This is a genomic window from Corynebacterium freneyi, from assembly GCF_030408835.1.
Classification (GTDB): Bacteria; Actinomycetota; Actinomycetes; order Mycobacteriales; family Mycobacteriaceae; genus Corynebacterium; species Corynebacterium freneyi.
The window spans coordinates 413260-425592 of sequence record NZ_CP047357.1 but is presented as its reverse complement, the minus strand read 5'-3'; the positions used below and the strand labels follow the sequence as shown (position 1 = coordinate 425592).

General features: G+C 68.6%; 12 protein-coding genes. All 12 read right to left on the bottom strand.

Annotation, left to right across the window (positions count from 1 at the left end):
* Positions 1-31: 31 nt before the first annotated feature.
* Positions 32-2323, bottom strand: a complete 2292-nt coding sequence (locus tag CFREN_RS01860) for a DUF6541 family protein (RefSeq protein WP_209654204.1) — start codon at positions 2321-2323, stop codon at positions 32-34.
* A gap of 193 nt (positions 2324-2516) precedes the next feature.
* Positions 2517-3479 carry a tRNA pseudouridine(38-40) synthase TruA gene (gene truA, locus CFREN_RS01855; RefSeq protein WP_224371237.1) on the bottom strand — a complete coding sequence of 321 codons (963 nt, stop codon included), beginning with the start codon at positions 3477-3479 and terminating at the stop codon, positions 2517-2519.
* A 110-nt stretch (positions 3480-3589) separates the two neighbouring features.
* On the bottom strand, positions 3590-4123 hold the full coding sequence (gene rplQ / locus CFREN_RS01850; protein WP_070519136.1) for a 50S ribosomal protein L17: 534 nt from the start codon (positions 4121-4123) through the stop codon (positions 3590-3592).
* A gap of 41 nt (positions 4124-4164) precedes the next feature.
* On the bottom strand, positions 4165-5181 hold the full coding sequence (locus CFREN_RS01845; protein WP_070519137.1) for a DNA-directed RNA polymerase subunit alpha: 1017 nt from the start codon (positions 5179-5181) through the stop codon (positions 4165-4167).
* A gap of 155 nt (positions 5182-5336) precedes the next feature.
* The gene (rpsD, locus tag CFREN_RS01840) at positions 5337-5942 is read right to left on the bottom strand and encodes a 30S ribosomal protein S4 (protein ID WP_035121268.1); all 606 of its coding nucleotides are present in this window, start codon (positions 5940-5942) and stop codon (positions 5337-5339) included.
* A gap of 23 nt (positions 5943-5965) precedes the next feature.
* Entirely contained in the window at positions 5966-6370 is a 405-nt protein-coding gene (gene rpsK / locus CFREN_RS01835) for a 30S ribosomal protein S11 (protein ID WP_035121271.1), read from the bottom strand.
* Positions 6371-6373: 3 nt separating this feature from the next.
* Positions 6374-6742: a 30S ribosomal protein S13 gene (gene rpsM / locus CFREN_RS01830; protein ID WP_035121273.1), complete on the bottom strand. Its 369-nt coding sequence runs from the start codon at positions 6740-6742 to the stop codon at positions 6374-6376.
* 245 nt (positions 6743-6987) lie between these two features.
* Positions 6988-7206, bottom strand: a complete 219-nt coding sequence (gene infA, locus CFREN_RS01825) for a translation initiation factor IF-1 (RefSeq protein WP_070519139.1) — start codon at positions 7204-7206, stop codon at positions 6988-6990.
* A 266-nt stretch (positions 7207-7472) separates the two neighbouring features.
* The gene (locus CFREN_RS01820; protein ID WP_209654206.1) at positions 7473-8273 is read right to left on the bottom strand and encodes an Abi family protein; all 801 of its coding nucleotides are present in this window, start codon (positions 8271-8273) and stop codon (positions 7473-7475) included.
* 112 nt (positions 8274-8385) lie between these two features.
* The gene (locus tag CFREN_RS01815; RefSeq protein WP_070519143.1) at positions 8386-9630 is read right to left on the bottom strand and encodes a dicarboxylate/amino acid:cation symporter; all 1245 of its coding nucleotides are present in this window, start codon (positions 9628-9630) and stop codon (positions 8386-8388) included.
* 278 nt (positions 9631-9908) lie between these two features.
* A complete protein-coding gene (locus tag CFREN_RS01810) occupies positions 9909-11318 on the bottom strand; it encodes a hypothetical protein (protein WP_070519145.1) in 1410 nt (469 codons plus the stop codon).
* A gap of 97 nt (positions 11319-11415) precedes the next feature.
* Positions 11416-12213 carry a type I methionyl aminopeptidase gene (gene map, locus CFREN_RS01805; RefSeq protein WP_141742905.1) on the bottom strand — a complete coding sequence of 266 codons (798 nt, stop codon included), beginning with the start codon at positions 12211-12213 and terminating at the stop codon, positions 11416-11418.
* Positions 12214-12333 lie beyond the last annotated feature (120 nt).

The window sequence follows — 12333 nt, the reverse complement described above, 5'->3', positions numbered from 1 at the left end:
TCACGGACGCCGCGGGGCGGGAGTGCGCGGCCTACTTCGGGCGCACCGTCAGCTGCTCCTCGTCCTCGGTGAACACCGACCCCTCGCCGCGGTAGGCGACGGAGAAGTCCGGCACCCACGCGTGCGGGTCGTCGTAATCGGGGTCGCCCGGCTCGGCCACGCCCGCCTCGCCGCGGGTGGTCATCGGCGGCATGGGCATCGGCGAGTCCTCGCGCATCTCGGCGATGCGCTCCGGTGCGATCACCGCATTGACCGCGTAGATGGTGATCTCCTCGTCGCGGTACACCGGCGTCAGGCCCCGCGACCACCAGGCGCCCTCCTGCATGCGCATGTTGATCTTCTGGTCGCCCCAGAAGTACGGCGGCGACACGTAAATGAAGCCCACGTCGAGTTTCTTCAGCGCCAGGTCCACCTGGTTGGCGGCGACCGGGTTCCACGGCTCGCCCCAGCCGATCTTGTCGGTGTGCCAGTAGATCATCGACGTCGCCGTGGTCTTGTCGGCGTCGGGCCACACGAAGTGGCGGAACACCGTCGGGATGTCGTTGCGCATGTACATCCACGCCGACCCCTCGTTGGGGTTGGTGAACACCCGGTGTTCGTGGGCTTCGGGCTGTTCGGCGAGCCAGTCGAAGGCGCGCAGGTCGCGGTCGCTGGTCAGGCGGTTGTCCCGGATCTGCAGGTACGCGTGGTCGTTGATCGGCGCCATGCGGTGGATCGCCCACGGCACGAAACCCGCGACGAGTGCGGCCGCGACGAGCAGGCCGGCCACCGGCACCGGGGTCGGGGCCGTCCGCGTGATCCGGTCGGCGAAGGTGGCGTCGGGTTCGGCGGCGTCGATCTGCGCGGGGGCCGCTTTACGACGGCCCGCCCACTCGCCGACCGTCGCGATGATGAGGGCCACGCCGGCGCCGCCCGCCGCGGTGATCAGCAGTGCGGTCTGCAGGACCAGGCGGTGGGGCGTCGAGTAGTGCAGGCCGGTGTACGCGTCCAGCACGTCGCCGATGACCCCGCCGAAGGTGTTGATCGCGTGGGCGGTGAACACCACCGACACGAGCCACGACACCGCCGGCCAGAACCGGCGCAGCAGCACCGCGAGCACGACCAGGCCGATGAGCCCGACGATGATGACGGGCTTGATCGATCCGTAGTCCTCCGCGTGGCGGGTGAGCATCGCCGCCGCCCGGTACCAGGCCTCGGCGCGGTCGACGTCGACGGTGGCGGATTCGGCGCGGACGTCCTCGGCCTGCTGCGAGGCCGACAGCCACTGCGGCAGCAGGAACGCCGCGGCGAGGATGCCGGGTGCCGCCAGCAGGCCGACGTCGCGCAACCGGGACTTCCATGCGCCGAGCTCGGGGCGCACCGGCCGCCACACGCGGCCGAACAGCCACCAGGACCCCAGCAGCAACACAGTCGACGGTACGGCCGAAGGGTGGAGCTGCCCGATGCCGATGAGCGCCAGCGCTCCGGCGAACATCCGGATCGGGGCATGCGGGGCCGACGCGAGCACGGCGAAGGTCGCGCCCGTCAGCGCGATGCCCAGCAGGTAGGGCCAGGCGCCAACGTAGACGCCGATGGGTGCCATGACGGGCAGCGCGGTGGTGAGCACCGCGGCCAGGCCGGCGGCGATGGAGGCGGTCCAGCTGCGGCGGTCGACCATCCGCCAGCCCAGCGCCGCGGCACCCGCCGGCAGCAGCAGGGCGGGGGCGACGAGCCCCAGGATGTTCGTCGTCGCGGGGACGCTCAGGCCCGTGACTTCGGCCACGACGGCGCCGAAGGCGTGCCAGGCGGCCGGGTAGTACATCTCGCCGCCGGTTTCGAGGTTCTGGATCTCGCCCATCCGCGTCGACGACACCATGCCGGTATCCAGCGCGTATTTGATCACCGCGGCGTGCCAGTGGACGTCCCACGACTGCTGGATGGATTCGATGCCGCCCGGTGCGCGGGCGAGTCGGGACAGGGAGGCCCAGGCCAGCGTCACGAACGCCACGGCTACGCCGGTCACCGCGGGCAGCGCGATGACGGCGCGGCGCAGGACGCCGGGTTCATCGCTTGACGACGCCGACCCTTGCGCGTCCGCCCGTTTCTGCCACACACGGCGCCAGATCAGGGCGACGACGATCATCGCCGCCCACGCCAGCGCGGCGGTCAGCGTGGAGAAGCCGACGTCGATCGCGCCGTAGAGCCAGCCGGCCAGGCCGGTGACGGCGAAGGTGAGGGCGGGGCCGAGGGCAAGCGCCCAGCCCGAGCGCAGTCCCGAGGCCCCGCCCAGGATCGCGCCCGGGACGACGAGCAGCAGGACCAACACGATGGTGGGCCAAATCACGGTGAAGCGCCTCCGGGGGGCAGAGAGTCGAAGTGACGAGAGTCGAAAGAGAAAGAACGCGGGTGAAGCACGTGGGGCGGGCAACGCGGGTGCGGCGGCGAAGCGGTCGTGGGGCCACCGACGGCGACTAGCGACGACGGCGGGCCCGATGCTCCGCGGGCGCACCCGCGGTCATGCCCCGACTCGGGTCAGTTTAACGGTCGGGCATCCCGTCGAACCATGGGTTCGTGTCCGGGCAGCCCTTCCCCACCGCGCGGTGTTCTTCGCCGGGCAGCACGCGGATGTCGCGGGTCTTCGTGGCGCGGGCGGCGAGCTCGTCGTCGTCCGGGTAGTCGACGCCGGCCAACGCCAGCCCCTTCGCCGGGGCGACCGGCACCAGGGGCGACCTTTCGCGTTCGTCGAGGAGCCCTTCGGTGAAGCCCTTCGGGCGTCGGCCCTCCGCCGTGGCCAGACACGCTCCGACGAGCGAACGCACCATCGACCAGCAGAAGGCGTCGGCGGTCACGCGGGCCTCGTACAGCTCCGGCTCGGCGTCCGTGGACACGTCGCGCCATTCGAAGGACTGCAGGTCACGGATGGTCGTCGCATTCGGCCGGTGCCGGCAAAACGCGGCGAAGTCGTTCAGGCCCACGAGCACTTGCGCCGACTCGTTCAGAACCTCCAGGTCGACCTTGCGGTTCCACGTCGCCGTATCCCGCGCCCGCGTCGGCAGCGGGCCCGAGTCGGCGGTCGTGATGCGATACACGTAGTGACGTCGCAAAGCCGAAAACCTCGCGTCGAAGCCCTCCGGGGCGAACGAACACGCCCGGATCGACACGTCATCGGGCAACAGCCGCGCCAGCCGCCGCACCAACCGGGCCGGATCGCCCCCGATGGACCGGGTGTCCAACGACTCCCGGGTGACGTCGACGTGCGCCACCTGCGCCAACGCATGCACTCCCGCATCCGTGCGGCCGGCCACCGTCAGCTGCGCGTCCTGGCGCAACACCTTCGACAGGGCGTCCTCGATGGTGCCCTGCACCGTTCGCAGCGACGCCCCGGAGGGCCCGCCCTGCGCCGCCCAGCCATGGAAATCCGTGCCGTCGTAGGCGACGTCCAGGCGCAGGCGCACCAGCTCGGGGGCCCGATCGGGAAGATTCGCGTCACTGTCGTTCACGATTGGCAATGATCCCCCGCCGACCGGCCGCAACGCAAAAACGACGAGCGCCCCGCCACCCGAATCAACGGGCGGCGGGGCGCTCGGCGGAAAAGGTCAACCGCGGGGGTTTACTTCTCGTCGGCCTCCTCGGCGGCGGCCTCGGTGGCCTCGGCCTCGGCCTCGGCGTCGGTGGACTCCTCGGCCTCGACCTCCGGAGCCTCCTCGGCGGCGTCCTCGGTCTTGGCCTCCTCGGCCTGCTTGGACGCGGCGACGCGGGTCGCGCGGTTCGCCTCGGTGGTGACGGTCTCCTCGGTGACCAGCGAGATCAGCGAGATCGGGGCGTTGTCGCCCTTGCGGTTACCCAGCTTGATGATGCGGGTGTAGCCGCCCTCGCGGTCGGCGAACTTCGGCGCCAGCTCGTCGAAGAGGTACTGGACGACGTAGTTGTCGTTCAGCAGCTTCGCGGCGTTGCGGCGGTCCGCCAGGGTGCCGCCCTTGGCCTTGGTGATCAGCTTCTCCGCGTAGGGGCGCAGCAGCTTGGCCTTGGTGTCGGTGGTCTTGATCTGGCCGTGCTCGAACAGCTGCTTCGCCAGGTTGGCCAGAATCTTCTTCTGGTGGGAAGCGGAGCCGCCGAGACGGGCGCCCTTCTTGGGCTTGGGCATGGGATTCTCCTCGTGTTTTTAAGTCGCGTGCGCTTGAGGGGCTACTCGTCGTAGCCGACCTCCGCATCCTCGGTCCATTCCCCGGTGGCGGCGTCGTAGCCCTCGATGGCGCCCGGGTCGAAGTCGTTCGGCGAGTCCTTCAGGGACAGGCCCAGCTCGGAGAGCTTGACCTTGACCTCGTTGATGGACTTGTCGCCGAAGTTGCGGATGTCCAGCAGGTCCGACTCCGTGCGGGCGGCGAGCTCGCCGACCGTGTGGATCTCCTCGCGCTTCAGGCAGTTGTAGGAGCGCATGGAGAAGTCCAGGTCCTCGATGGGCATGGAGTAGGCGGCGATGTCCTCGCTCTGCTGCGGGGACGGGCCGATCTCGATGCCCTCGGCGGCCTCGTTGAGCTCGCGGGCCAGGCCGAAGAGCTCCACCAGGGTCTTGCCGGCCGACGCCATGGCGTCGCGGGCGGTGATGGAGTTCTTCGTCTCCACGTCGATGATCAGCTTGTCGAAGTCGGTGCGCTGCTCGACGCGGGTCGCCTCGACCTTGTAGCTGACCTTCAGAACCGGGGAGTAGATCTGGTCGACCGGGATGCGGCCGATCTCGCCGCCGGAGTTCGGCTGGGCGGGAACGTAGCCGCGACCGCGCTCGACGACCATCTCGATGTCCAGACGACCCGACTCGTTGAGCGTGGCGATGTGGTGATCCGGGTTGTGGATCTCCACGCCCGCCGGGCACTCGATGTCGGCCGCGGTGACGGCTCCGCCGCCCTCGCGACGCAGGTACACGGTGGCCGGCTCGTCGAAGTCGGAGCTCAGCACCAGGCCCTTGATGTTCAGGATGATGTCGGAGACATCCTCCTTCACGCCCGGGATGGTGGTGAACTCGTGCAGCACGCCGTCAATGCGGATGCTCGTCACCGCCGCGCCCGGAATGGACGACAGCAGGGTGCGACGAAGCGAATTGCCGAGGGTGTAGCCGAAACCCGGCTCCAGCGGCTCGATGACGAACCGGGAGCGCGAGGAATCGATGTAATCCTCGGTGAGCGTGGGGCGCTGGGAAATGAGCATGATCTGTGATCCTCCTGGTGGCGACCGCTATTTGACGCCTAGGGAATGGGGATGCGTTGGGTCCCCGGCGTTTCGCGTGACGACGCCCGGCGTCGTCGTCGCAAAGCCGGGTCGAAGGGGTCCGGCGGACGCCCGGGAGGCGCCCGCACGAAGCCTTACTTCGAGTAGAACTCGACGATGAGCTGCTCCTGCAGCGGGATGTCGATCTGGGCGCGCTCGGGCAGCTGGTGCACGAGGATGCGCAGCGTCTCGGGGACGACCTGGAGCCAGGCCGGGACGACGGCGTCGACCAGACCCTCCTGGGCCTCCTCGAACCACAGCATCTTGCGCGACTTCGGGCGCACGTCGATGATGTCGTACTGCGTCACCTGGAACGACGGCACGTTGATCTTCTTGCCGTTGACGGTGAAGTGGCCGTGCGACACCAGCTGACGGGCCTGGCGGCGGGTGCGCGCGAGGCCGGCGCGGTAGATGACGTTGTCCAGGCGCGACTCGAGCAGGATGACGAGGTTGTCGCCGGTCTTGCCGGCGCGACGGTTCGCCTCGGCGTAGTAACGGCGGAACTGCTTCTCCATGACGCCGTAGGTGAAGCGGGCCTTCTGCTTCTCCTGCAGCTGGAGCAGGTACTCCGACTCCTTGATGCGGGCGCGGCCGGCCTGCCCGGGCGGGTAGGGGCGACGCTCGAAGGACATGTCTCCGCCGACGAGGTCGACGCGGAGACGACGGGACTTGCGGGTTGCGGGTCCGGTATAACGGGCCATTTTGTTCTCCTCTTTCCCTTCTCTTAGACGCGACGACGCTTCGGCGGACGGCAGCCGTTGTGCGGCTGCGGGGTCACGTCGGAGATCGAGCTGACCTCGAGGCCGGCGGCCTGGAGGGAACGGATGGCGGTTTCACGGCCCGAACCCGGGCCCTTGACGAACACGTCGACCTTCTTCATGCCCTGTTCCTGCGCCTTGCGCGCAGCGTTCTCGGCGGCCATCTGAGCGGCGAACGGGGTGGACTTGCGGGAGCCCTTGAACCCGACGTGGCCCGACGAGGCCCACGAGATGACGGCGCCCTTCGGGTCCGTGATGGACACGATGGTGTTGTTGAAGGTGGACTTGATGTAGGCGTGGCCCTGGGCCACGTTCTTCTTCGCGACGCGACGGCCGGTACGGCGGCCGCGGGCGGACTTCGGAGCTGCCATGTTTTACTTCTTCTTCCCGGCGATCGTCTTCTTCGGACCCTTGCGGGTACGAGCGTTGGTCTTGGTGCGCTGGCCACGGACGGGCAGGCCACGACGGTGGCGCAGGCCCTGGTAGCAGCCGATCTCGATCTTGCGGCGAATGTCGGCCTGAACCTCGCGGCGGAGGTCGCCCTCCACCTTCCAGGTGGCTTCGATGACGTCGCGCAGGGACGAGACCTGCTCGTCCGTCAGATCGTCGGTGCGCAGATCCGGGGAGATGCCGGTCTTCTCCAGCAGCTCGGAGGCACGGGCGGGGCCGATGCCGTAGATGTAGGTGAGAGCGACCTGCATGCGCTTGTTGCGCGGCAGGTCAACTCCAGCAAGGCGTGCCATGAGGCAATTTCCTTCCGGTTGGTGCGGTGGTTTGCTCCACTGCCGTCCCCGCCCGAGACCCCGCCGTGGCCCGGTCGGACGCCGGGTGGGCGGGCTGAAAAGCGCGGGGCTCCGGCCACCGTAGCCGGAGGTGAACTGACGGGACATGGGAGTGCGCGCGCCCGGCTCATGCCGGGGTTGCGGACACTTCCCCGCGCTCACCTGGGTGAACGCCGCGTCCCGCTAGGACGGTGGAGGATGCTGTCTTACTTGTAGCGGTAGACGATTCGGCCGCGTTCCAGGTCGTACGGGGAGAGCTCCACGACGACCCGGTCCTCCGGGAGAATGCGGATGTAGTGCTGGCGCATCTTGCCACTGATGTGGGCGAGCACCTTGTGCCCGTTGTCCAGCTCCACTCGGAACATCGCGTTCGGCAGGGGCTCGATGACGCGGCCCTCAACCTCGATTGCGCCTTCCTTAGCCATGTCCTCCACGTTTCTCGGACCCCGTGATGGGCCCGTTGGCTGATGTCTTTGCTACGTTGCGCGGCAATGCCGCAGCGCGGCTCGGGCACACGTGTCCCTCGCCAGCGGTCTACCTTACCGGCGAGCTGCGGTTATTCAAAATGAGGTTGGTCACGTCCCACGGTCTGCCCGGTCCCTCCCGCCGCCATCCCGCCCCGGGGTCCGCTCCGGTGGGCCGGCCCAGCCCTCCCCCGGTACCGGCGACTCAGCCCGAAGCAACCGGCTCGTCAACACCGGGCACCGCCCTGCAGGACGTTGATCCGCCTTTTCGACCATTCATCGGGAATCGGAATCAGGTCATCGAGGCAGACGGGAATGATCTCGACGAGGGCGGTCATCACACGCGCGAGTCGTTCGACGATCACCTCGTGATCGAGGTGCGTGATTCGCTCGTGATGGGCCACGCGATTGCGGAAATCGAGGAGCCGATTCAGGTCGTGGTGGAGGCTCTCCCTCAACGTATACCTGCCACCTCGAACCCGACCGCCGTACGCGGCATCGAGCGCGGGGAGAGCCTTTCGGATCACGGGCGTCCACAGCTGAGACTCATAGTATTTCGCTCGATGGGGAGCACCTTGCCCCGTCAAACCGACCCATATCCCCATGCTCGTGGCCCCGATGATGTCGGGGGCCTCTGCGGGACGGTCCTTCCGCCGAAGGTGGTCTCGGGCTTCCCGGAACATGTCCGCATGCTCATCGAGCAAGTTCAACTTTCGCCTGGACCGCAATGAAGACACGATGTCGCCCGCCGCGAGGCGTTCGGGCCAGTCGGGCCCGAATTCCTCGGCCAGCGCAGACGCGATTCGATTGCGCAGCGCCAACTCCATCGCCGCCAGCGCAGGCAGATAAGCACCGGCAAGCCGAAAATTGAATACGGCGAGTTTCGCGGCTTGAGCTTGGTTCCCGCCACACTCGTCGACGAACGAACCGAACTTCTCCGCCCCCAACAACTCCGGCCCCATCCCCACCGAGTTCCCCTTCTGCCGAAGAAAAATGCCCCGAGGGTCTTCGCTCTGCGGTCCAATCACCGCAGGCCAGTTTCCCTCGGGGTCGCTGCGACGCCCACGCTAGTCCGTCCCCGGCCGCGTGGCAAGACTTGCGCCCACGCAGCGGGCGGACGGCGTCTGCGGCTTTCCGAAGCTAATCGCGCCCGGAGCGCGCCTCGACCCCTGCGCCGCCGGTGCCGGTCAGGGCGGCGTCGTACTTCTCGCCGCCGACGTCGCCGCTGGCCATCTTGTTGACGGTCAGCGCGATCGCGCCGTCGCCGGTGACGTTGCAGGCGGTGCCGAACGAGTCGATGGCGATGTATGCGGCGATCATCAGGGCGATCTGCGACTCGTCGAATCCGAGCTGGGACTGCAGCAAGCCGACGGCCGCCATGATGGCGCCGCCGGGCACGCCGGGGGCGGCGACCATCATGATGCCCAGCATGAGGACGAACCCGAGCGCCATGCCCAGGGTCAGCTCCGCGCCGGTGAGGTACATGACGGCGAAGGCGAACAGGCCGATCTTCATCATCGAACCCGACAGGTGCACGGTGGCGCACAGGGGGACGACGAAGCCGGCGACGGACTCGCTGACTCCGTTGGCGCGGGTCGACTTCAGGGTCACCGGGATGGTGGCCGCCGACGACGAGGTGCCCAGGGCGGTGAAGTAGGCGGGCAGCATGTTCTTCAGCGCGCGGAAGGGGTTGACGCCCGCGTAGGCGCCGGCGAGCAGGTACTGGACCAGCAGCACCACCCACGTCATGATCGTCGCGAGCACGATGACCTTCAGGAACGCCGACAGGGTCTCGGTGAGGTTGCCGTTCATGCCCATCGACAGGAACATGCCGAAGATGAACAGCGGCAGCAGCGGGATGACGAACTTCTCGATGACCTTCATGATCACCGCGCGCAGCTCCTCGGCGCCGGCCTGCAGGGTGTCGGACTTCACGGCGGTCATGGCGATGCCGACGGTGAACGCCAGCAGCAGCGCCGACATCACGGCGAACGGCGGTTCCATCTCGATGGTGAAGTACGGCGCGAGGCCACCGGCTTCGACGTCGGCGGCCTCGAAGAGTTCCTGGTCGGCGAGGAGCCACGAGTACAGGCCGTTGGCGACGGCGTAGGCGATGAGGCCGGAGATGACGGTGGAGGCGTAGGCGATGCCGACGGTGACGCCGAGCCATTTGCCGGCGCCGCGGCCGAGGGAGGCGATCGCGGGGGTGATCAGGGAGAAGATGAGCACCGGCACGAAGAACCCGAGGAAGCCGCTGAACAGCGAGTTGAAGGTGACGAACACCCGGGCCAGCCATTCGGGGAAGAAGAAGCTGCAGCCGATGCCGAGCACGATCGCCACGATGATCTTGAACAGCAGCGAGTTGAATATGCGGGTGAAGTTCATCGGACCTCGATCGATGGGGGTCGGGGGCCGCGCATGCGGGCGCACGGCGGCTGCGGTGGCGGCGCTCGGGCGTGGGCGCGTGGGCCGCACTCGAGCGTGGTCAACGTACCTGAGGTTACTTCAGGTATTCGGCGGTCCCGTGCACCGGTCACCCTTTTCGCCGTGTGCGAATGCGGGTTCTCCGGGTTCCGATGCGGGGTGGCGGGGTCGGCGGTCGGCGTCGCAAAGCAGGGTCCCGCGGTGCTTTGCGACGGCCGTTCGGATACGCGTCCGCCGGGTTACTTCACCACGCCGAGGTGCTCGAGGATCGCGTCGACGGCGGCGAGGTCCTTCAACCCGTAGATCCTGATGACCGGGTGGTGCTCGCCCTCATCGGTTTCGTACACGTACCGGACGTCGTGGATGGTGATGTCGGCCTGCTCGTCCTCGGGCCACGGGCCCTCGTAGCGTTCATCGTCGGGGTCGCAGGGTTCGCTGACCTCCACCCAGGCACCGTCGACCGCGTCGTCGCGGGGATATTGGTAGTCGATGAGGCACTCGTGGTGATGGGAGACCGGACCGGGCAGCGTGTTGCGGGTGTCGAAGTGGATGGACACGTGGGCGTCGGGCCGGGCGAGCTCCGGCAGGCCGTTGGCCGCCGCGAAGTCGTTGAGCTCCCGGCCGCGTCCGGCGCAGTAGAGCGAGAGCTTCTCGTACTTGCGCCCTTCGCCGTCGAAGCAGTTGTTCAGCGAGGAAAACAGCGGCACCGGGTCGAAGAGGTCGAAGTAGTACCCGACGGCCGAGGGAATGTCCGCTCCCTGTGCGACGGGCTCGGGTGCCGACCGGGTCTCCGGGCCGGCGGCGGCGGGCACCGTCGCCGGATCACGGCCGGAGTCGTCGTCTCCCGCGGCGCCCCCGCCTGCCGCGGGGCCGAGGACCTCATCGACCGTGGCGTCGGGATCGGACCCCTCGAAGCCGTCGAAGGCGACGATCACGCCGACCACGGCGACGAGGACCGCCAGCGCCGCGAAGACCGGCCGCCGAAGCGACCACCACCAGGGGATCTTCGACCGGGCGGGGGCCGCGTCCTGCCGCGCCGCCCGCCGTTCGGCGCGACGACGGGATTCCATGCCCATCATCGTGCGCAGCCGATCCGGGTCCAGGGCACCGACGGCGAGCATCTCGGTGGTGCACGCCGCCGGTCGGATGTGGCTGCCCTCGAGCTGCGGCATGTACCGCTGGAACCCGGATTCGTTGCCGACCAGCACGGGCCACGTCTTCAGGGCGCCGGCCTCGGTGACCATCCGCGGCATGGCGACGGCCAGCGGCTCATGGGAGCCCGCGGTCGCTCCCCTGCGGCCGTAGACCTCGCCGGAGAATACGTCGCCGACGATGACCTCGCGGGAGTCGCCTTCCCCGAAGCGGGCGGTGGCCAGCACTTCGGTGTCGGCGACGGTGCGCACGGTGCCGGAATGCACGCCGAGTTCGGACAGCATCGCGAACCAGCCGCCGATGACCTCGACGGTCATCGACCGCGGATGGACGAGGACGAGCGTGGCGGGTTCCGTCGTGGGGGTGCGTTCGGCGGCCTTCGCGATGAGCTCCGGCAGGTTTCCGGTGCCCAGCGGCGTGACCTTGCCCCGGTGTCGGATCGCCGCCGCGGGAGCGTCCGACGCGACGATCGCCAACTCCCAGAAAGAATCGGACATGGGGGACATCCTATCCCGAAAACCGGGAAAAGACCCGGTGAGCACCCTTCACCGCTGCCCCTGTGAGTCCGGGGCTACGGGCGCGGCGATCCGGCGGCTACGGCCGCGGGGTGAGAATGCGCGGGCCCTCGGCCGTCGCCGCCACGGTGTGCTCCCAGTGCGACGCCGGCTGACCGTCGGCGGTGACCACGGTCCACCCGTCGTCGAGCTCGTCCGATCCCCACTCGCCGCCGAGGATGAGCATCGGCTCGATGGCGAGCACCGACCCCTCCTGGATGACCGGGCCCTTGCCCGGCTTGCCCTCGTTGGCGAGGAACGGGTCCATGTGCATTTCACGGCCGATGCCGTGGCCCCCGTAACCGTCGACGATGCCCAATTCGATGCCGTGACGCCGCTCCGCCGCGCGCGTCGCCCGCTCCAGCGCATGGGAGATGTCGGTCAGACGCGCACCGGGGACCATCGCCGCGATGCCGGCCTCCAGAACCTCGGACGTGGCGATGTTGAGCTTCTCCCAGTCCTCGGCCAGCGTGCCGACGCCGAACGTCAACGCCGAATCGCCGTGCCAGCCGTCGAGGACCGCACCGCAATCGATCGACACGAGATCCCCCTCCCGCAGCACCCGCTCACGGGAGGGAATGCCGTGGACGATGACCTCGTTGACCGACGCGCACACCGACGCCGGAAAACCCTCGTACCCGAGAAACGACGGCACCGCGCCCGCCGACGTGATGACCTCGTGGGCGATGTCGTTGAGATCCTGCGTCGTCACGCCCGGCGCCGCCGCATCCCGCACCGCCGTCAACGCGCGACCGACGATCTCGCCGGCGGCCTGCATGGCGTCGAGCTCGGCGGGCGACTTCGCGGGGACGGAGGGGCGCTTGCGTCGAATTCTGATCACGATCGGCCAGACTACCCCGCCCCGCGACAAACCACGCCCACGCCCACGCCACGGCGCCACCCGGGCATGAAAAACCGGCGCACGCGACACATCGCGCACGCCGGGTCGTCGTCAAGC